This is a genomic window from Actinoallomurus soli (assembly GCF_024055715.1).
Classification (GTDB): domain Bacteria; phylum Actinomycetota; class Actinomycetes; order Streptosporangiales; family Streptosporangiaceae; genus Actinoallomurus; species Actinoallomurus soli.
This window is the reverse complement of record NZ_JAMXMV010000001.1, coordinates 438,568-458,092: the sequence shown is the minus strand read 5'-3', so window position 1 is coordinate 458,092 and position 19,525 is coordinate 438,568. Positions and strand designations below refer to the sequence as shown.

The following is a 19,525-nucleotide window of genomic DNA, read 5'->3' as shown; positions in this document are numbered from 1 at the left end:
GTGACGCACCGGCCCGCCCGCGCTGTGGAGCCGAACGCCTGCCCGGCCCGTGCGCGGGCGGTCGGGCCTCAGATCCCCCGCATCCGCAGGACGTGCAGCGCGAGCGTCAGGTTGAGGCGCAGATGGGCGTCGTCGGTGAACGGGCCCAGCAGGCGCTCCAGCTTACCGATGCGGTAACGGAGCGTGTTGTAGTGGAAGTGCAGCCGGCGGGCGGTCTCGGCGACGTTGAGGTTGGTCTCCAGCAGCACCTGCAGGGTGCGCCGCAGGTCGACGGCCTCGGAGTCCTGGTCGCCGGCGAGCTCGCCGAGGGTCTCCTGGACGAAGGCGTGCAGCTCGGCGGTGTCCTCGACCAGGCTGAGCAGCCGGAAGACGCCGAGGTCGTCGAAGTGGACGACGGCCCCGTCGCCGTTCATCTGACGCCCGACGCGCACCGCCCGCAGCGCCTGGTCGTACGCGGACGGCAGGCCGCAGGGCTGCTGGGCCACGCGGCTCACGCCGGTGGAGAAGGTCCGGTCCTGGTCGGCGAAGACGGCGGCGGCGTCCTTGGCCAGCGCCGGTGCGTCGCAGGCGTCGGCGGCGACGACCGCGGCGACCACGCCCGAGAAGCCGGCCACCGCGCCCTTGCGGTCCCGGCGCCGGACCGCCGAGGTCCACGCGGCCACCAGGCGGTCCTGGAGGACGCGCTCCTCCGGCACGCGCGCCGGCCCGTGGTCGAGTTCGGCGACGACCACGGTGGCGGGGCGGCCGAGGTCCCAGCCGAAGCTCGCGCTGTGGGCGATCACGCGCTCGTCCGCTCCGGACCGGCCGGTGAGGACGTCGCGCAGGAAGTAGGCCCGGTACTTGCTCTCGACCGCCGACACGGCGTGCTGCCGGGTGAGGACGAGGGCGACGACGGTGGCCACGCGTTCGAGGATGCCGGCGTCGGCCGCCGGGACGCCGAGCACCGCCATCCGCCCGTGGGTGAACCCGCCCGCGACGACGGGCACGACGATGGGGCCGCCGGATCCGGTCCCCGGGTCGCCGTCCGTGACCGGGCCGCCGGGTACGGGCGCGGTCTCCCCCCGCGCGGCGTCGGCGGGCCACGCCGCGGGGGCGCCGGCCGGTGGGACGTGATCGACGACGGCCCGCGCCTCGGGCTCGCCGGCCGGCGGGAGGTCCGAGAGCGCGTCCCGCAGCCGGGTCAGGAGCGCGTCGTCGCCGGAGGCCGCGAGCTGCCGCCCGTCGCCGTCGAGGACGGTCACCGCGGCGCCCAGGAGCTCGGCGACCTCGTCGGTCACCTCCTGCAGGCCGCCGCCGCACAGCACGATCTGCACGAGGGCGCGGTGCACCTCCTCCCCGCGCGCCAGGACGGCGGCCTGGCGGTCGAGGATGCGGGCGAGGACCTGGTTGAGGATGTCGTCGAACCCGGCGTCCTCGGGCAGCCGGATCAGCGGGAAGTCGAGCCGGTCGGCCTGTTCGAGCATCTCGTCCGGCAGGCGGTCGAGGTAGCGGCCGGGTTTGACGGCGAGGGCCGTCAGGTCGCGGGCGTCGAGGTCGGCGACGAGCCGGCCGAGGTTCTCGGGGATGTGCCGCAGCGGATAGCCGGTGGTCAGCAGGAGTTCGTTCGGCTTGACCCAGCCGCGGACGTCGGGGACCTCGATGACGTTGAGGCGCTGCACGACGCGGTCGAGACCGCCCGCGCCGGCGACGAGCCGGGCGCCCGCCAGTGCCGACAGGCCCAGAACCTCTTCGACGGACAGTCCGTACGCCGGGGTGCCGGAGCCGGTGGAACGCAGAGCCGGAGGACGAGATCCGCACGAAGACGACATAGCCGCCCAATCTGCCGAAGTTGACCCCCGAGTAACGATCACACGATGACGAGAAATACGAACGCTGGCAACCATCCTTGTCAGGATTCTCCATACGGCCATGGCCCGGGCCGGTTTACGTTCACGACCGTGACCGGCCCCGGCCGGGGCCGCGACCGGGCCTGAGCGACCCGCGTCCGGTACGCCGAGGGCGGTCCGACCCATCGCACCGCGGGAGGTCCGGATGAGGGCGTCCACCACCGCGGGGCGGCGACGCGGCCCGCGCACCGCCCCGGCCCTGAGCCTGCCGGGCGCCGCCAGCCTCGGCGTCCGCGCCGTGCTCGGCGGTCCCCGGCGCACCGCCCGCGCGGTCGCGGTGTTCCCCGCGACGACCTACCTGAGGGTCGACGGGCCCGCCGAGCCGATCGTCGTCGCGCTCGTCACCACGGACGCCGTGCGACCGCCGAACGCCGTCGTCCTGGCCGTCCCCGCGCGGCAGGAGCCGTTCCGCGGCGTCCGTGAGGGGGACGTGGCGTTCGTCGGTGAGGGCGGCGTGGAGGTCGCAGCCCGGCTCCGGGTACGGATCCGGCGCTGGTGGGACCCGACCCCGGTGCTCGGCCCGCTGTCGCTCGCCCGGCTGGCGCACGGGGCCCGCGCGCTCGGCGACCTCGCCGGGCCCTGGGGACTGAGCGGGCATCCCGTGCCGGACGTCCTCGCCGACAGCTGCGCGGCCGGGGACCTCGCCCACGCCGTCGACGCGGCGGAACGGATCGTCGGGCTCGGTCCGGGCCTCACCCCGAGCGGCGACGACGCGCTGGCCGGTCTCCTGCTCGCGCTGCGCCTGCTCGGCGGGGCGGTCCCCGGCGGGAGCCGGGCCGTACGGCTGGCCGACTGGATCGGCGCCGCCGTCACCGCGTACGCGTGCGAGCGCACGACCGCCCTGGCGGCGACGCTGCTGCAGTGCGCCGCACGGGGGCAGGCGAGCGTGGAGGCCGCGGCCGTACTGCGCGGCATCGCCGGCCAGGAGGACCTCGCACCCGCCGCACGCCGCCTCGTCGAGGTCGGTCACACGTCCGGCAGCGACGTCGCCTGGGGCCTGCTGACCGGCTGCCGCGCCGCCCTCGCGCTGAGCGGCCCGCACCGGGACGGGCGGACCGCCGCTCCCGGTGAGCCGTGACCGGGGACCGGTGGCCACAATCGACCCATGACACTTTCCGGGAACCAGTACGAGATCGCCGCCGGCCCGTACGCCGCCGTCGTCACCGAGCAGGGCGGTTCGCTGCGGGCACTGTCGAGGGACGGCCGGCCCCTCGTCCTCTCGCACGACGCGGACGTGCAGCCGCCCGCCGCGTCGGGGCAGCTGCTGGCGCCGTGGCCGAACCGGATCGACCGCGGACGCTACGAGTTCGGCGGCGAGGCGTACCAGTTGCCGATCAACGAGCGGGCGCTCGACAACGCCATTCACGGCCTCGTACGCGAGGGCGCGTGGACGGTCGCCGAGCACGAGCCGCACCGGGTGCTCCTCGCGTACCGGCTCCTCGGCCACTCCGGCTATCCGTTCCGGCTGAATCTGACCGTCGAGTACTCCCTCGACGCCGAGGACGGCCTGACCGTACGCCTGTCGGCACGCAACGCCGGCTCGCGGCCCGCGCCGTACGGGCACGGCGCGCACCCGTACCTCACCCTGGGCCGGCCGCTCGACGAGTGCTCCCTGACCGTCACCGCCGACCGGTATCTGGAGGTCGACGAGCGCGCCGTTCCCGAACCCGCCCCACGGGACGTCGCCGGAACCCCGTACGACCTGCGGGACGGGCGGCGGCTCGGCGACCTGACGATCGACAACCCCTTCACGGGCCTGCGCCGGGACGCGGACGGGCGCGCGTGGGTGCGCCTGGAGGACGGGACCCGCGCGGTCGCGCTCTGGGCCGACGAGGCGCACCCGTGGCTGGAGATCTTCACCGCCGACACGGCGCCCGGGGACATGCGCCGCGCGGGCGTGGGGGCCGAGCCGATGACCTGCCCGCCGAACGCGTTCGTCACCGGAACGGACCTGATCACGCTCGAGCCGGGCGCGGAGTTCGGCGGCTCCTGGGGGATCGTCGGCGACTGATCTTCGCGTCGGCGCGAACCGACCGGCGCGAGCGGCGATCACATCTCCCGAAGGCGTTGCACCGGCCCGGGCCCGTCAGCGGCGAACGCCGCCGCCGGGCGGGCCCGGATCGATAACGTTCCTCATCCGACGCGGTGTCTCTGGAAGGTATTCATGAAGCTGACCCTGTCCTCCGTCGACGACCTGAGCGCCCGGGTGGAGGAGGCGCGCGCGGAGCACGACCGCCGGTACCGCGGCCGGCCGGACCAGCGCCGCCCCGTGCACACCCTGTACGTCCCGGCCGACCGGTTCACCGCGACCACCCCCGCCGACCTGGGCAAGGAGGCGCTGCGACTACTGGAGACCCACGTCGCGGACGGCGCCTCGGCGGCGGGCGCCTTCGGCATCGACGCGACTCTGGCCGAGACCGTACGGGAGCGGGTCGCCGCGAAGCTCGCCCGCGAGCCGGTGGAGGACCTGCGCATCGACTTCGAGGACGGGTACGGCGTCCGCGACGACGCGGAGGAGGACGGCCACGTCGCCGCGGCCGTCGAGGCGGTCGCCCAGGCGTACGAGGCGCGGTCCCTCCCCTATTACTGGGGGCTACGGGTGAAGTCGTTCGCGGACGGCGGGCATCGCCGGGCGATGCGGACCCTCGACGGCTTCCTCACCGGGCTGGCCGAGCGTCTCGGCCGCCTGCCGGGCGGCTTCCTGGTGACGTTCCCCAAGATCGTGACGCCCGAGCACGTGCGGATCTTCACCGACTTCCTCACCCGCTTCGAGGCGGAGATCGGCCTGCCGGAGGGGCTGTTGCGCCTGGAGGTCCAGATCGAGACCCCGCAGTCGGTCGCCCGTCTCCCGGAGATCGTGGCCGCCGCCGGGGACCGCCTCGGCGCGGCGCAGCTCGGCGTGTACGACTACACGGCCGCGTGCGGGCTGCCGCCGTCGGAGCAGCGGCTGGACCACCCGGTCTGCGACCACGCGCGCCACGTCATGCAGGTGACCCTCGCCGGCACCGGCGTCCGCCTGTCCGACGGGGCGACGAAGATCGCTCCGGCCGGTGACGGCACCAAGGACGTGTACAAGGCCTGGCGTCTGCACGCCGGTCTCGTGCGCTACTCCCTGCTGAACGGTTTCCAGCAGGGCTGCGACCTGCACGTCGCGCAGTTGCCGAGCCGCTACGCCGCGGTGTACGCCTCCCTGCTGAACGGCCTCGACGACGCCGTCGAGCGCCTGCGGGCCGACCGCGCCGGGGAGACCGACGGCGCCTTCGACGGGCCGGGAACCTCCGCGGCGGTGACCGCCCGGCTGCGGCACGCGGTCGACTGCGGTGCGATCGACCGGGAGGACGTCAGCGACCTGATCGGCTGATCGCGGGTGGTGGGCCGCCCTACCGGTCCACCACCGCGCCCGGCCGGGGCAGCGGCACACCGTCGTCGACGAGCCGGTCGTCGACGCGGTCGTCGGCGCCCATGAACTGCCGCAGATCCGCGATCGCCATGGTCTGCTCGCGCATCTTGGCCATGATGTCGCGGAGCGTGTGGACGACGACCAGCGTGGCCTCCGCCTGGGCGAGCGTCGCGTGGACCTGGGCCGCCGCCGTGTCCGGAGGCGTGCGGGCCAGGGCGTTCTCGGCCTTGAGCAGGTGGGAGGCGGCGCTGTCATTGTGCGTGACCCAGTGGTAGCCGGGTTCCTCCGGCCAGGCAGACGTCATAGCGGGCTGCTCACCTCTCCAGCCGGAGCCACCGACCCGGCGATCTTGTCGGACCGTACACGTCCCCGCGCGTCAGTATGACGCGCGAGCCCCGTCCCCGGTTGGCCTGTCGGAGATCTTGATCCGGCCGCCGCGGCGCGCCCTCACGGCCGGCCGAGACGCCTGAGGTCCTCGGGGGTGTCGATGTCGTCGGCGGCGGCGACGTCCTCGCAGGGCACGGCGACGACCAGGTCGGGACGGGCGCGGAGGAAGGCGCGGGCGCCGGCGTCGCCGGACGCGCCGGCCGCCGCCTCTCCGAAGTGCTCGTGCGCGATGAGGACGGGGTTCCGCGGCAGGCCCGCGTAGGTGGCGACCGCGACCCGCGCTCCGGCGTCGTACGCCGCGCGGAGGCGGCGCACCGCCTCCGCGGTCACCCGCGGCTGGTCCACCAGGGCGATGACGACGGCCGGGCAGTCGTCCGCCAGCGCCGACAGCCCCAGGCGCAGCGACGAGGCCATGCCCGTGCGCCAGTCCGGGTTGTGGACGACCACCGCGCCGGCCACGTCGATCGCGGCGGCGCCGGTGACGACGACGATCGGAGTGCAGCCCGCCTCGTGGAGCATCCGGACCCCACGGTCGACGAGCCGCTCCCCGCCGATCTCGACGAGCGCCTTCGGTGTGCCGAGCCGCCGCCCCTCTCCGGCGGCCAGCAGCAGCCCGGCCGGTGCGCCCGCGTGCCTGATCCCCATCCCGGGAGGGTATCCGCCCGTGTGGTCCACGTCACGCGACGACGTGGCGGTCGGAACGGCCCGCCGGGGTCCGCGCGACGGCACCTCCCCCTCGCGGTCAGCGGTGGGCCGCGATGGGCGGGAGCACGCCGTGGGCTGCGGAGTGCGGTGCCGCCGCCGTTCCCCCGGCCACCGCCGCGCCGATGAGCGCCGTCACGACGAGCCGGCGTACGACGGTCTTCCGGGCGTTCTGCATGATGTTCGGCCTTCTTCTCGGCTTCTGCGGACTCTTCCGAGTCTGCGGCCGGGCGCGCGCTCGCGCAGTAGGGTCAGGTCGACTCTTGGACGGTGGTGACAACCCCCCTGAACTCCCTCGCCGGAGGTCACTCCCCGTGGATCCGGCCCTCCGTCTCGCTGAGGGGGCGTCCGGTGCCGCCCCAGCGGAGCTCGATGAGCTCGGCCGCGACCGAGATCGCGGTCTCCTCCGGGGTACGGGCGCCGATGTCCAGGCCGATGGGCGAGCGCAGCCGGGCGATCTCGTCCTCGGTCACCCCGGCCTCGCGGAGCCGTTTCAGCCGCTCGTCGTGGGTGCGCCGGGAGCCCATCGCGCCGACGTAGCCCGCCGGGGTGCGCAGCGCCACCTCCAGCAGCGGAACGTCGAACTTCGGGTCGTGGGTGAGCACGCAGATCGCCGTGCGCTCGTCCACCTCCGTCTCGGCGAGGAACCGGTGCGGCCACTTCACGACCACCTCGTCCGCGTCGGGGAAGCGCTTGGCGGTCGCGAAGACCGGCCGGGCGTCGCAGACGGTCACGTGGTAGCCGAGGAACCTGCCGACGCGCACGACCGCCGCCGCGAAGTCGATCGCCCCGAACACCAGCATCCGCGGCGGCGGCGCGAAGGAGTGCACGAAGACGGACAGTTCGTCCCCACGGCGCTCGCCGTCCGGCCCGTAACGCCGGACGCCGGTAAGGCCCTGGGCGAGCATCCCGCGGGCGTCGTCGTCCACCGCGGCGTCCAGGCGTTCGAGCCCCAGCGAGCCCGCCACGCGGTCGGGCCAGACGACCCGCCGCGCGCCGATCTCCCGGGGGCCCGCGACGACCGTGACGACCGCCACCGGCTCGTGGCGTTCGACGGACGCCACGACGTCCGCGAACTCCGGGTAGGTCGCGGGGCCGACCGGCTCGACCAGCACGTCGAGGATGCCGCCGCAGGTGAGACCGACGGCGAAGGCGTCGTCGTCGCTGACGCCGTACCTCCGCACCACGGGCCGTCCCGTGTCCATGACCTCCCGCGCCACCTCGTACACCGCGCCCTCGACGCAGCCGCCGGACACGCTCCCCACGGCCTCACCCGCGGTCGAGACCGCCATCGCGGCGCCCGGCGGCCGTGGTGCGCTGCGGAACGTGTCGACCACGGTGGCCAGGCCGAACGTCTCCCCCGCCGCGTACCAGGCGCCGATCTCGCCGAGGACGTCACGCATCGCCGATCACTCCCGCCAGTTCTTCGAGCGCGGCCAGGCTGTGGCCGGCCACGAAGTCGTCGACGTGCGGCAGGGCCGCCGCCATCCCGGCCGTGAGCGGTTCGTACCCGGGCCGGGCCTTGTGCGGGTTGGCCCACACGACCCGGTGGGCGAGCCGCCGCAGTCGCGCCATCTGCGCACCCAGGAGCGTAGCGTCGCCGCGCTCCCAGCCGTCCGAGGCGACCACGACGACCGCGCCCCGTACCATCCCCCGCTGCCCGAACCGGTCGAGGAACTCCTTCAGCTCCTCGCCCAGCCGCGTACCGCCGCTCCAGTCGGGGATCGCGGACGACACCGCCGCCATCGCCGCGTCGGGTTCGCGGTGCCGCAGCTCACGGGTGACCCGGGTCAGCCGCGTGCCGACCGTGAAGACCTCGGTGCTGCGCGGGGCGCAGCGCAGGGCCGCGTGCGCGAACCGCAGCAGCACGTCGGCGTACGGGCTCATGGACCCGCTGACGTCGATGAGGAGGACCACGCGGCGGGGACGGGTCCGGTGCGCGCGGTGGTGCGGCCGGGAGACCTCCCCGCCGCGCCGCAGGATCGAGCGGACCGTACGGGCCGGGTCGACGCGTCCACGGCTCGCGGGGGCGAACCGCCGGGACCGGCGGCGCGCCGAGACGTTGTCGAGCAGGGCGACGAGCCGCCGCACCTCGTCCCGCTCGGCCGCGCTCAGCCGGGCGACGTCACGTCTGCGCAGAATCTCGGCCGCGCTCGCGGCCGTTACGCTCGGGTCGCCGCTCCCCTCCGCCCCGGCCGTCTCGGACCCGGCGGCGGGCCGGGCGACCGGTGCCGGCCGCCGGGGCGCGCGGCGCACGGAGGCGGTCTCCCCGGAGAAGTACGCGGCGAAGCAGCGGTCGTACCGCGGCAGGTCCGCGGGGTCCGCGCACAGGGTGAGCCGGCCGGCCCAGTACACGTCGCGCGGGTTCCGCACGTCGAGGCGGTCGAGCGCGCCGATCATCGCCTGGAACCGCTCGGGGTCGGCGTTCACTCCGGCGGCGCGCAGCGTACGGGCGAAGCCGGTCAGCGTCTCGACGAGGTCGCGCGGCACGTCCATGGTCAGGACCCGTCGAGCAGCACGTCCAGGCCCTTGGCGACGCGCTCGGTGTCCTCCCGGTACTTCAGCACGGCGCCCAGCGTCACGGCCGCGGTGTCGGGATCGAGCTCCCGGGCGCCGAGCGCGACCAGCGCCTCGGTCCAGTCGAGGCTCTCGGCGATCCCCGGCGTCTTCAGCAGGTCGAGGCCCCGGAGCCGCGCCGCCGCACCGGCGACCTGGCGGACGAGCCGCTCGGACGCCTCCGGCAGCCGCCGCCGGATGATCGCGACCTCGCGGTCGAACGCCGGATGCTCCAGCCAGTGGTAGAGGCAGCGGCGCTTCAGGGCGTCGTGCACCTCCCGCGTGCGGTTGGAGGTGACGATGACCACGGGCGGGCGCTCGGCCCGTACGGTGCCCAGCTCGGGGATCGAGATGGTGAAGTCGCTCAGCACCTCCAGCAGGAACGCCTCGAACTCGTCGTCGGCGCGGTCGATCTCGTCGACCAGGAGCACGCTCGGGCGCTCCGCCGAGGAGGTCTCCAGCGCCCGCAGCAGCGGCCGGGCGACGAGGAACCGCCGGTCGTACAGCTCCGACTCCAGCCGCTGCACGTCGGTCACGCCGGCGGCCTCGGCGGCGCGCAGGTGCAGCAGCTGGCGCGGGAAGTCCCAGTCGTACAGCGCCTGCGCGGCGTCCAGTCCCTCGTAGCACTGCAGCCGGATGAGGGGGACGTCGAGCACGGCGGCGAGCGTCTTGGCGAGTTCGGTCTTGCCGACCCCGGCCTCGCCCTCCAGGAACAGCGGGCGGCTCATGCGCAGGCTCAGGAAGCAGGCCGTGGCGAGCCCCTCGTCGGCGAGGTACGCGTGCCCGTCCAGGGCCTCGCCCAGGGCCGCCGGCGAGGCGAAGCCGGACGCCGGAAACGCGGTGGAATGCGGCACGCCTCAAGGCTACTTCGCCCGTGCGATCTCGTTCCGCCCATCGTCCTTCCGCCGGCCGGCCGCGCGCTCCTGTGCCGCCACGACGGCGTCGGCGTGCTCCTCGGTCCAGCGGCCGAACGCCTCGATCGGTTCGAGCAGGCCGCGGCCGGGCGCGGTCAGCTCGTACTCCACCCGGGGCGGCGCCTCGGCGTACGCGCGCCGGAGCACCAGCCCGTCGTCCTCCAGCCGGCGCAGCGTCTCGGTGAGGACCTTGCCGCTGATGCCGCCGATCGCCCTGCGTAGCTCGACCGGCCGCCCGGGCCCGCGGCGCAGCGCGTAGATGACGACGGCGTTCCAGGTGTTCGCCAGCAGGTCGAACGCCAGCCGCGTCTGGCAGTCGGCGAGAAGATCCCGGTCCATTCCCTGTCCTTACCGCATCGGCCGGGCACCGTTCGGTGCACTTCGAAGGGTCTAGCGTCGCGCCCATGCGAATCGGAATCCTCGGAGCGGGGAACATGGCCGGCGCGCTCGGCGCCCAGTGGGTGCGCGCGGGGCACGAGGTGCTCGTCGGCGCGCGGGATCGGGACAAGGCCGTGCGGCGCGCCGCGGACATCGGGCCGGGCGCCCGCGCGGGCGGCCTGCGCGAGGCGGCCGCGTTCGGAGAGGCGACGCTGCTCGCCGTGGCGTACGAGGGCGTGGCGGACGTCCTCGGGCAGGTCGGGGACGTCCTGCGCGGGCGGACGGTGATCGACTGCATGAACGGCATCGTGCATCCGGACGTCACGCTCGCCACCGGAACCGGCCCGTCCGTCGCCCGGCGAGTCGCCGACGCGACCGGCGCCCACGTGGTGAAGGCGTTCAACCTGTGCCCCGACGCGATGTGGCGGATGACGCCGCCACAGGTCGACGGCCGCCCGCTGACCGTGCCCGTCTGCGGCGACGACTCCGGCGCCCTGGCGACGGTACGGACGCTGATCGACGACCTGGGCTGCGTCCCGGCCGTCGCCGGCGGCCTCGACCGGGCCGGCGTCCTGGAGGCCACCGCGGCGTACGTCATCGGCCTGCACATCACCGGGATCGACCCGCGCTCGGCCCTGCCCTCCCTCTCGTAAGAGCGAAGCGGCCCGAGCGGGGCGGTCATCTCGCTCGGGCTCCGCTCGTCCCGGTGACCCGGGCGAAGTCCCGGATCAACCCGTTGTCCGCGCCGGCGGGCCAGACCGGGGCGCAGACGACCGGCGGCAGGCCGGCCACCGGCACGGTGAGGACGCGGGGGTTGTCCGGGCGCAACGAGGCGACCGTCAGGTGGACCACGTCTCCCTCCGCGACCATGACGATCGCCTCCTCCAAGGACGCCGACGTGTGCCGGCGCACCCGGCGGAGCGGGACGCCCGCGGGGGTGGCCGGCGGTATCCACAGGTCGGCGAGCTGCTCCGGCATGCCGCGGGGATACAGGATGTCGTGGCCGGCCAGCTCCTCGGCGTCGACGACGGCGCGCCGGGCCAGCGGGTGCCCGGCCGCCACCAGCACCGCCCGCTCCTCGCGCAGCCACGCCGGGCCGACGGCGAACCCCATCGCCCGGATCGGCGCGGAATCGGCGGGCAGCCAGCCGACGAAGACGTCCACCGGCCAGTCGTCGCCCCAGCGGGTCGGGTCGGTGTTGGGCAGCGCGGAGCGCACCACGGCGCAGTGCGGATGGGCCCGTTCGAACGCCCGGATCGGCCCGTCGACCGCCGTGGCGGGCAGGCTGGTCGCGACGCCGACGCGGAGCACCTCGGCGCTCGCGCCGCGCCGCGCCTCCTCCAGCGCCCGTTCCATCCGGTCGTACGCCGGCCGCAACTCGGCGTGCAGGCGTTCGCCCAGCGGTGTGAGCCGGACGTGCCTGCTCGTGCGCTCGAACAGCGGAGCGCCGACCCGGCGCTCCAGCGCGCGCACCGCTTGGCTCACGCGCGGCGTGGACACGCCCAGCCGCGCCGCCGCACGGCCGAAGTGCAGCTCGCGGGCGACCTCCAGGAACGCCTCGATCTCCCGCATCTCCATGCGCTCATTGTGACGCCTGACTTAACGATCGTGGCGCGATCCGTCATTGATCGGCCTTCCCCGCGCGGTCAGCCTGGAATGGCTATGGGACTCGAAGAGCAAATACCCGGCGGTTTCCTGCTCACGACCGTCGAGGCGGTGGCCGGCCTGGCGCGCAGGTCGTCGATGTGGCCGATGACGTTCGGGCTCGCGTGCTGCGGCATGGAGTTGATGGCCGTCGGCGACCCGCGTCATGACTTCTCGCGGTTCGGCATGGAGCGCCCGTCGGGGTCGCCCCGGCAGGCGGACCTCATGGTCGTGGCCGGGCGCGTGAGCCAGAAGATGGCCCCGGTGCTGCGGCGGCTGTACGACCAGATGGCCGCGCCGAAGTGGGTCATCGCCATGGGCGTGTGCGCCTCGTCGGGCGGCATGTTCAACAACTACGCCGTCGTCCAGGGCGTCGACCACATCGTGCCGGTCGACATCTACCTGCCCGGCTGCCCGCCGCGCCCGGAGATGCTGCTCGACGCCATCGCCAAGCTGCACGACAAGATCGGCAACACGAGGCTGGGCGCGCACCGGCGCGCGGAGATCGTGGCCGAGGAACAGGCCCGCCTCACGGGACTCCCCCTGGCCGACGCCTGCTCGACCGCCCGCTGAGGCCTCCGCGACCGCGATCAACGTCGTGAGCGCCGAGGATGTTCGTCGTTGGATCGACGAACATCCTCGGCACTGAACGGCTGTCTGCGGCGATCCGGGCCGCCGCCCGGCACGGCGAAGCGGCACCCGGACCCGTCGTCGGCGGGGGCGTCAGGCGGCGGTGCGTTCGCCGGCGGGCCGGCGGCGGAGGCTGGCCTGCTCAAGGGCCGGCGGCACGTGGCTCTGGTCGAGCGTGCCGACGTCGGTGCCCGGCGGGACGATCTCGTCGATCCGGTCGAGGATGTCGTCGGTGAGCGCCACGTCGATGCCGGCGAGAAGGTCGTCGAGGTGGCTCATCGTGCGCGGCCCGACGATCGCGCTGGTCACGCCGGGATGAGCGATCACGAACGCCATGGCCAGGTGGGTCAGCGGCAGGCCCGCCTCCTCGGCGAGCACGATGAACCGCTCGACCGTTTCGAGACGGCGCTCGTCGCTGACGTGCTTGACGAAGGCGGCGCGGCGGAGTTCGTTCCGCCCGCCCTTGCGGACGCGCCCGGTGAGCAGTCCCTGCCCGAGCGGGCCCCACACCAGCGTGCCCACCCCGTAGCGCTGGGCGACCGGCAGCACCTCGCGTTCGATACCGCGGCTGAGCAGCGAGTACGGCGGCTGCTCCGTGCGGAACCGTGCCAGACCGCGCCGTTCGGCGACCCACTGGGCTTCGACGATGTCGGACGCCGGCATGCCGGACGTCCCGATCGCACGGACCTTCCCGCTGTGGATCAGGTCGGAGAGCGCGGAGAGTGTCTCCTCGATGTCCGTGGTGGGGTCCGGCCGGTGGATCTGGTAGAGGTCGATGTGGTCGGTCTGCAGGCGGCGCAGCGAGTTCTCGACCGCGGTGACGATCCAGCGCCGCGAGGCACCCTGCCGGTTGGGGTCGCCGCCCATCGGGCGGCTCACCTTGGTCGCGAGGACGACATCGTCCCGCCGCCCCTTGAGCGCCTTACCGACGATCTCTTCGGAGTCGCCGTAGGCGTCGGCGGTGTCGATGAGGTTGATCCCCGCGTCCAGCGCCTTGTGAATGATCCGGGCCGAGTCGTCGGGGTCGGGGTTGCCGACGGACGTGGCGAACATCAATGCGCCCAGCGCATAAGGACTGACCTTGATCCCGGTCCGGCCGAGCGTGCGGTACTGCATGCGGAATCTTCCTCCGGTCTCAATGGGCGGCGACGCCGGCGACTCCGCGGAAGGCGGAGGCGGCTGTCGGGCGGATGCCGTACGTCACGGCGTCTCTCCCGTGCTCGGCTCGGCGCACCTGCGGAGGGCCGCCGGTCCGCCGAGCCGGCTTCCAGCGTGCGGCGGTACGGGCGCCGGCGGGAGAGACGTCCTTATCCGGGGACGCGCCGTCCCTGGCTGCGCCCGGCGGTCCAGGGCATGGTGGAGGCGTGGACCGAAGCGAACTGGCCGACTTCCTGCGCCACTGCCGCGCCCGGCTCGCCCCTGCCGATGTGGGGCTGTCGCAGGGCGCGCGGCGCCGCACTCCGGGACTGCGCCGCGAGGAGGTGGCGCAGCTGGCGGGCATGTCCACCGACCACTACACGCGCCTGGAGCAGGCCAGGGGCTCACGCCCGTCCCGCCAGATGCTCGCCGCCGTCGCCCGCGCGCTGCGGCTGACCGGCGACGAACGAGATCACCTCTTCCACCTGGCCGGCGAGGAGCCTCCGCGCGACCGGCCGACGACGGCGCACGTCCGCCCCGGCCTGCTGCTCGTCCTCGACCGGCTGACCGACACTCCCGCCCGGGTGGTGAGCGACCGCGGCGACGTCCTCGCGCAGAACGCGATGGCCAGGGCGCTTCACGGGGACGCGTCCGCCCGTCCCGAGGCGGAGCAGAACGTCGTCTGGCGCTACTTCACGGACCCCTCCGCGCGGGAGCTCTTCCCGGCCGAGGACCGTGACCGTGCCGCCCGCACGGCGGTGGCGGATCTGCGCGCCACACTCGCCCGCCGCCCGGATGACGCGCGCCTGGCCGGGCTCGTACGCCGGCTCCGCGCCCGCAGCGAGGAGTTCTCGGCGCTGTGGGACGCCCACGACGTCGCCGTGCGCCGCTCCGACGTCAAACGCTTCGTGCACCCCGTCGTCGGCCTGCTGGAGCTGGACTGCGAGGTGCTGCTGAGCCCGGAGCACGACCAGCGGCTGGTCGTCTACACCGCCCGCCCGGGCAGCGAGTCCTACGAACGGCTGGAACTCCTACGCGTGGTCGGCCTCCAGGAACTGACCCCAGGCTGAATCGCGACCGGTAACAGTGGAGCGCTCCCCAGCGCACGCATATGGATACGCTCCGTGTACGGGAATTCGGAGATACGGATCAGCCGGTCAGGGTCTGGGCGAGGAGGAGGACGTTCAGGCCGCTGATCAGGGCGGCGACGCCGACGCCGGCGGCGATCGTGGCGCGGCGGTTGACCAGGTCGCCCATCAGGGTGCGGCGGCTGGTCAGGACGACGAGCGGGATCAGCGCGAACGGGATGCCGAAGGACAGCGCGACCTGGCTCAGGATCAGGGCGTGGGTCGGGTCGATGCCGACGGCGAGGATCAGGAAGGCCGGGGCCATGGTGGCGAGCCGGCGCGCGAGGATCGGCACGCGACGGCGCAGGAAGCCGGCCATGATGATCTGGCCGGCGTACGTCCCCACGCTGGAGGACGCCAGTCCGGAGGCCAGCAGGGCGAGCGCGAAGGCGAGTGCCGCGCCGGGCCCGATGAGGCGTCCGAGGCCGCCGTGGACGGCCTGCAGGCCGTCCGGATCGGAGCTCCCGTGGAACACGGCGGCCGCCACGGCCAGCATCGCCATGTTGACCAGGCCGGCGACGCCCAGGGCCACGGCGGTGTCCATCCGGCTGGAGCGCAGGGCCAGGCGGCGCCCGCCGGTCGCGCCGTGCTCGCGGGTGAGCGCCGAGTGCAGGTAGATGACGTGGGGCATCACGGTCGCGCCGACCATGCCGGTGGCGAGCAGCAGGCTGTCCGTGCCCGCGAGGCGCGGCACGAGCCCCTGGACGGCCCTCACCGGCGAACCGGCCCGCAGCGCCTGGTAGACGAAGCCGGCGAGGATCACGGCGAGCAGGCCGCCGATCACCGCCTCGAAGCGATGCCGGCCGCGTGGGGCCAGCGCGAGCAGCACGAGCGAGACCGCTCCGGTGATCGCCGCGGCGGGCACGAGCGCCATGCCGAACAGCAGGTTCAGGGCGATCGCGCCGCCGAGGAACTCGGCGAGGTCGGTGGCGACGGTGACGAGTTCGCCCTGCACCCAGAGCACCCGGACCAGGGGCTTGGGCAGGTGGTCGCGGCAGAGTTCCGGGAGGCTGCTCCCGGTGGCGATGCCGAGCTTGGCGGACAGCGCCTGGACGAACATCGCGAGGAGGTTGGCGAGCGCGATCACCCACAGCAGCAGGTAGCCGTAGCGGGCGCCGCCGGACATGTTCGTGGCGAAGTTCCCCGGATCGACGTAGGCGACCGAGACGACGAACGCGGGTCCGCACAGGCCGGCCAGTCGCCGCAGCCGCTGAGCCGGCCGGAACGGCCCGGTGCCGTCGATCAGCGGTCGCACGGTGGTGGTGACCGCCACCGGCGGCGGCGGGCCGGTGAGGCTCGGCCCCGAGCGCGAGAGGTCGACGGTGGCGGCCGGGGCCGCCTCGGCCGGCGTGTCCTGGTATTCGCGGGGATCGAGCACGGCGGTCGCCCTCCGGTCCTCGGGTCGGGCCGGGCGGCGGAGACCTCCCGGAAGGAGCCTTCGCCGCCCGTGGCCGCCGTCAGGTCAGCTTCTCCTTGAGCTTGCCCATCGGCCCGGTCTCCGTGCCGAGCGCCGGCCCCTTGGGCTCTCCCTGGCTGCCGTCGTACGTCACGTACAGGAGCGGGTCCGGCGGCGGGGCCGAGGCGACGTCGCCGAGCGGCTCCGGATCGGTGAGGTAGGTGAACTCGTGCTGGCCGTCCGGCTGCGGCCCGGACGCCCAGCCGCCCTCCAGGCCCTCCCGGCCCTCGGACAGGTCCCAGATCCCGGCGGCGTGCTCGACGTACTCCTCGTCGAACAGCGCGCTCGGCGCCACGACGTCCTCCAGGCCGTCCGACTGGAGTTCCTCGATCGCCTTGAGCCACAGGTTCTGGTGCAGCGTGTCCCGGGCGAGGTTGAACTTGAGCATGTTCTTCACGCCCGGGTCGTCGGTCATGTTGTAGAGCCGCGCGGTCTGCACCCGTCCCTGCGCCTCGGCGGCCGCGTTGACCCGGAAGTCGGCCAGCAGGTTCCCGCTGGCGACGATGAACCTGCCGTTCCACGGGTAGCCGTTGCTGTCGGCGGGGAGCGCGCCGCCCCCGGCGACGATGGCCTGCTGCGGGTCCATTCCGCCGATGACGGCCCCGATCACGGGGTCGGCGAGGGCGGCCTTGGTGGTGGCGGTCGCCGGCGCGCCCTCGAGCAGCCGGGCCACCATGGTGGCGAGCATCTCGACGTGGCCGATCTCCTCGGTCGCGACGTCCATGACCAGGTCCTTGTACTTGCCGGGCATCCGGATGTTCCAGCCCTGGAACAGGTACTGCATCGCGACGGTCATCTCGCCCCACGCCCCGCCGATCAGCTCCTGGAGCTTGTGGGCGAACACCGGATCGGGCTTCTCGGGCCGGGCCTCGAACTGAAGACGCTTGGTGTGCCGGAACATGGACCATTCCTCCCGTGCACCGCGAGTGCTCTGAGCCGCACGGGTTCCGCCGGATGCGGGTACGGGTCTCGCGGATCGGACAGGACGCTAGGAGGCACGCGTCTCACGGCCGTCACGGCCGCGTTCCGCGCTGACAGGGTCGGCCGGTCGAGGGAAAACCGAGTGACATAGGCGGGTCACGAGCGGGCAGGGCAGCGTCTGGTGAAACCCTCTGACCTGCGGCTCAGTCCTGGAGCTGACATGAAGGCGACAGCCCCTCCCCGGCCCGGCGCGGGAGAGTTCTCGGTGCACCTGCTCGGCTGCTTCGAGCTGCGCCGAGAACAGGTGCCGCTGCCGGTCAGCCCCGCGGCGCAGCGGCTGCTGGCCTACCTCGCCACCCGGACGGGCATGGTCACCCGGCCCGCGACCGCGGCAACGTTGTGGCCGGACTTCCCGGACCGCCGGGCCGCCGCGAACCTGCGCTCCACGCTGTGGCGCCTGCGCCAGGAGCGGGCCGGCGGGCCGGTCCACTGCACTCCGTACGGCATCGAGTTGCATCCCGACGTCCTCGTGGACGTCGAGGTCATCCGGGTGCGGAGCGCCGAGCTCCCCACGGCCGGTGACGACGACTGCGGGCTCGATCCGTCGGTGCTGAGCCAGGACGTCCTGCCGGACTGGCCCGACGAGTGGCTGCTGCCGACGCGGGAGTGGTTCCGGCAGGTCCGCCTGCACGCCCTGGACGCGCTGTGCGCCCGGCACCGCAGGTGCGGCCGCTTCGACGCGGCGCTGGACGCGGGCATGCGCGCGGTCGCCTGTGAACCGCTGCGGGAGAGCGCCCACCGGGCCGTCGCCCTGGTGCATCTGGACGAGGGCAACCCCGCCGAGGCCCTGCGGCAGTACGAGGTCTACCGGCGGCTGCTGCACGCCGAGCTCGGCCTGCCGCCGTCGCAGCGCTTCCGCTGCCTGATCGCGCCGCTGCTCGGCCGCCCCCTCGACGTGGTTACCTGAGGGTGGCTCCGAGGTGAGAGCGACCTCGCCGGCCGGGCGTGACGCCGCGGTGACGAACCGGTCCCGTACGGCCCGCCGCGGGCTCAGTGGTTCGTGGCCTCGCCGCGTTCGTGGATCAGGGCGGCCAGCTCGGCGAGGGCGCGGTTGGCGCGCTCGCCGTCGGATGCCTGGATGCCCAGGATCGCGACGGTCGAGCCGTCGGCGAGGTCGAGGGTGGGCCAGGGCGCGCCCTCGGACATCGTCACGCCGAGCAGCTCCGCCCACTCGTACTCGTGCGTGCGCAGGCCGTTGACGACCGTGACGCCCTCGTCGTCGGCGGTCACCCGGCTGCGGGCGAGGATGTGCAGGACCCCGGCGACGGCCAGCCCGATCACGACCAGGCCGATCCGGTCGCCGAGGCCCCAGGGCGACGGCATGGCCACGGCGAGGAGGATCATCCCGAGGACGACCACCGCCGCGAGGACGTACGGGACGATCCTGGCCCGCCGGGGTCGCCACGTCGCCGTGGTCATGAAGGAGCCGCCTTACGGATCAGTCGACGATCTTGCTGATCGGGATCTCGAGGATGTCGCGGGCGCCCGCCGCCTTCAGCGCCGGGATCAGGGTGTTGACGCCGTGCTTGGCGACGACGCTCTCCACGGCGTGCATCTCGCCGCCGGCGAGGGGCGTGACGGTCGGAGACGACATCGACGGGATGATGTCCAGGACGCTCTGCAGCGCGCCGTTCTCGACGTTCAGCTTGAGCAGGACGTTGCCGCGGGCCCGGATCGCGCCCTGCAGCAGCAGCGCGATGTCCTCCATCGCCGCCCGCTTCTCGGCGTCCTCGTACGCCTCGCGGTTGGCGACCAGCTCGGTGTAGCTGGTCAGGAGGGTGTCGAGGATGCGCAGGCCGTTCTTGCGCAGCGACGAGCCGGTCTCGGTGAGGTCCACGATCACGTCGACGATGTCGGGGACCTTCGCCTCGGTCGCGCCGTACGACGGGACGACCCGCGCCTTGACGCCGTGCTGGGCGAGGAACCGCTCGGTGAGGGCGGGGAACTCGGTGGAGATCCGCACGCCCTCGGGCAGGTCGGAGACGGTCTGCCAGGGCGCGTCGTTCGGCACGGCCATGATGACGCGCACCGGGTTGGACGTGGCCTTGGAGTACTTCAGCTCACCGAGGGAGACGACGTCGGAGTCGGTCTCGGTGATCCAATCGCGGCCGGTGATGCCGAGGTCGAACAGGCCCTGTTCGAGGTAGGTCGGGATCTCCTGCGGGCGCAGGACGCGGACCCGGTCGATCCGCGGGTCGTCGATCGAGGCGCGGTAGTCGCGGTCGGAGGCCCGGCGGACGGTCAGGTCGGCGGCGTCGAACAGCTCGAACGTCGCCTTCTCCAGGGAGCCCTTGGGCAGCACGAGTGACAGCACGGTTCAGCAGACC

21 protein-coding genes are annotated in these 19,525 nt (G+C 73.9%); 7 read left to right on the top strand and 14 right to left on the bottom strand.

Going from position 1 to position 19,525, the window contains the following annotated elements; genetic code table 11:
* Nucleotides 1–68: 68 nt before the first annotated feature.
* Nucleotides 69–1,808: a PucR family transcriptional regulator gene (locus NDW01_RS02175; protein WP_252816032.1), complete on the bottom strand. Its 1,740-nt coding sequence runs from the start codon at nucleotides 1,806–1,808 to the stop codon at nucleotides 69–71.
* A gap of 223 nt (nucleotides 1,809–2,031) precedes the next feature.
* Between NDW01_RS02175 and NDW01_RS02170 the strand changes: the two genes are divergently transcribed.
* From NDW01_RS02170 to NDW01_RS02160, 3 genes are all read left to right on the top strand, one after another.
* Nucleotides 2,032–2,964 (top strand): oxamate carbamoyltransferase subunit AllH family protein, encoded by a 933-nt coding sequence (locus NDW01_RS02170; RefSeq protein ID WP_252816030.1) that lies wholly within the window; start codon nucleotides 2,032–2,034, stop codon nucleotides 2,962–2,964.
* Nucleotides 2,965–2,991: 27 nt separating this feature from the next.
* Nucleotides 2,992–3,897 carry an aldose 1-epimerase family protein gene (locus tag NDW01_RS02165; RefSeq protein ID WP_252816028.1) on the top strand — a complete coding sequence of 302 codons (906 nt, stop codon included), beginning with the start codon at nucleotides 2,992–2,994 and terminating at the stop codon, nucleotides 3,895–3,897.
* Nucleotides 3,898–4,050: 153 nt separating this feature from the next.
* A complete protein-coding gene (locus tag NDW01_RS02160; protein WP_252816027.1) occupies nucleotides 4,051–5,247 on the top strand; it encodes a DUF6986 family protein in 1,197 nt (398 codons plus the stop codon).
* Nucleotides 5,248–5,266: 19 nt separating this feature from the next.
* Here the strand turns inward: NDW01_RS02160 and NDW01_RS02155 are convergent, their stop codons facing one another.
* The 7 genes from NDW01_RS02155 to NDW01_RS02125 all read right to left on the bottom strand — a co-directional run bounded on the left by NDW01_RS02155 (nucleotide 5,267) and on the right by NDW01_RS02125 (nucleotide 10,184).
* A complete protein-coding gene (locus tag NDW01_RS02155) occupies nucleotides 5,267–5,590 on the bottom strand; it encodes a hypothetical protein (RefSeq protein WP_252816025.1) in 324 nt (107 codons plus the stop codon).
* Between the two features lie 143 nt (nucleotides 5,591–5,733).
* A complete protein-coding gene (locus NDW01_RS02150; protein WP_252816023.1) occupies nucleotides 5,734–6,318 on the bottom strand; it encodes a nucleotidyltransferase family protein in 585 nt (194 codons plus the stop codon).
* 97 nt (nucleotides 6,319–6,415) lie between these two features.
* Complete coding sequence (locus tag NDW01_RS02145) at nucleotides 6,416–6,553, bottom strand: hypothetical protein (protein ID WP_252816020.1); 138 nt, start codon at nucleotides 6,551–6,553, stop codon at nucleotides 6,416–6,418.
* Between the two features lie 127 nt (nucleotides 6,554–6,680).
* On the bottom strand, nucleotides 6,681–7,778 hold the full coding sequence (locus tag NDW01_RS02140) for an XdhC family protein (protein ID WP_252816018.1): 1,098 nt from the start codon (nucleotides 7,776–7,778) through the stop codon (nucleotides 6,681–6,683).
* Complete coding sequence (locus tag NDW01_RS02135; protein ID WP_252816016.1) at nucleotides 7,771–8,871, bottom strand: vWA domain-containing protein; 1,101 nt, start codon at nucleotides 8,869–8,871, stop codon at nucleotides 7,771–7,773. The genes NDW01_RS02140 and NDW01_RS02135 overlap by 8 nt, the downstream gene beginning before the upstream one ends.
* A 2-nt stretch (nucleotides 8,872–8,873) precedes the next feature.
* The gene (locus NDW01_RS02130; protein WP_252816014.1) at nucleotides 8,874–9,785 is read right to left on the bottom strand and encodes an AAA family ATPase; all 912 of its coding nucleotides are present in this window, start codon (nucleotides 9,783–9,785) and stop codon (nucleotides 8,874–8,876) included.
* A gap of 9 nt (nucleotides 9,786–9,794) precedes the next feature.
* On the bottom strand, nucleotides 9,795–10,184 hold the full coding sequence (locus NDW01_RS02125) for a winged helix-turn-helix transcriptional regulator (RefSeq protein WP_252816012.1): 390 nt from the start codon (nucleotides 10,182–10,184) through the stop codon (nucleotides 9,795–9,797).
* A 65-nt stretch (nucleotides 10,185–10,249) separates the two neighbouring features.
* Between NDW01_RS02125 and NDW01_RS02120 the strand changes: the two genes are divergently transcribed.
* Nucleotides 10,250–10,876 carry an NADPH-dependent F420 reductase gene (locus NDW01_RS02120; RefSeq protein ID WP_252816009.1) on the top strand — a complete coding sequence of 209 codons (627 nt, stop codon included), beginning with the start codon at nucleotides 10,250–10,252 and terminating at the stop codon, nucleotides 10,874–10,876.
* 25 nt (nucleotides 10,877–10,901) lie between these two features.
* Here NDW01_RS02120 and NDW01_RS02115 read toward each other — a convergent pair whose 3' ends face one another.
* The gene (locus tag NDW01_RS02115) at nucleotides 10,902–11,801 is read right to left on the bottom strand and encodes a LysR family transcriptional regulator (RefSeq protein WP_252816007.1); all 900 of its coding nucleotides are present in this window, start codon (nucleotides 11,799–11,801) and stop codon (nucleotides 10,902–10,904) included.
* An 84-nt stretch (nucleotides 11,802–11,885) separates the two neighbouring features.
* Here NDW01_RS02115 and NDW01_RS02110 point away from each other — a divergent pair, with 84 nt between their 5' ends.
* A complete protein-coding gene (locus NDW01_RS02110; RefSeq protein ID WP_252816005.1) occupies nucleotides 11,886–12,440 on the top strand; it encodes a NuoB/complex I 20 kDa subunit family protein in 555 nt (184 codons plus the stop codon).
* A 150-nt stretch (nucleotides 12,441–12,590) separates the two neighbouring features.
* Here NDW01_RS02110 and NDW01_RS02105 read toward each other — a convergent pair whose 3' ends face one another.
* The gene (locus tag NDW01_RS02105) at nucleotides 12,591–13,613 is read right to left on the bottom strand and encodes an aldo/keto reductase (RefSeq protein ID WP_252816003.1); all 1,023 of its coding nucleotides are present in this window, start codon (nucleotides 13,611–13,613) and stop codon (nucleotides 12,591–12,593) included.
* Between the two features lie 248 nt (nucleotides 13,614–13,861).
* Between NDW01_RS02105 and NDW01_RS02100 the strand changes: the two genes are divergently transcribed.
* Nucleotides 13,862–14,704, top strand: coding sequence for a helix-turn-helix transcriptional regulator (locus tag NDW01_RS02100; protein WP_252816001.1), 843 nt, complete (start codon nucleotides 13,862–13,864; stop codon nucleotides 14,702–14,704).
* A gap of 79 nt (nucleotides 14,705–14,783) precedes the next feature.
* Here NDW01_RS02100 and NDW01_RS02095 read toward each other — a convergent pair whose 3' ends face one another.
* Nucleotides 14,784–16,139 carry an Nramp family divalent metal transporter gene (locus NDW01_RS02095; protein WP_252815999.1) on the bottom strand — a complete coding sequence of 452 codons (1,356 nt, stop codon included), beginning with the start codon at nucleotides 16,137–16,139 and terminating at the stop codon, nucleotides 14,784–14,786.
* A gap of 79 nt (nucleotides 16,140–16,218) precedes the next feature.
* The gene (locus NDW01_RS02090; RefSeq protein ID WP_252815997.1) at nucleotides 16,219–17,118 is read right to left on the bottom strand and encodes a manganese catalase family protein; all 900 of its coding nucleotides are present in this window, start codon (nucleotides 17,116–17,118) and stop codon (nucleotides 16,219–16,221) included.
* 240 nt (nucleotides 17,119–17,358) lie between these two features.
* Here NDW01_RS02090 and NDW01_RS02085 point away from each other — a divergent pair, with 240 nt between their 5' ends.
* Entirely contained in the window at nucleotides 17,359–18,105 is a 747-nt protein-coding gene (locus tag NDW01_RS02085) for an AfsR/SARP family transcriptional regulator (protein ID WP_252815995.1), read from the top strand.
* A gap of 83 nt (nucleotides 18,106–18,188) precedes the next feature.
* Here NDW01_RS02085 and NDW01_RS02080 read toward each other — a convergent pair whose 3' ends face one another.
* Both NDW01_RS02080 and hisG read right to left on the bottom strand, forming a co-directional pair.
* Nucleotides 18,189–18,617, bottom strand: coding sequence for a PH domain-containing protein (locus tag NDW01_RS02080; protein ID WP_252815993.1), 429 nt, complete (start codon nucleotides 18,615–18,617; stop codon nucleotides 18,189–18,191).
* 19 nt (nucleotides 18,618–18,636) lie between these two features.
* Nucleotides 18,637–19,512: an ATP phosphoribosyltransferase gene (hisG, locus tag NDW01_RS02075; protein ID WP_252815991.1), complete on the bottom strand. Its 876-nt coding sequence runs from the start codon at nucleotides 19,510–19,512 to the stop codon at nucleotides 18,637–18,639.
* Nucleotides 19,513–19,525 lie beyond the last annotated feature (13 nt).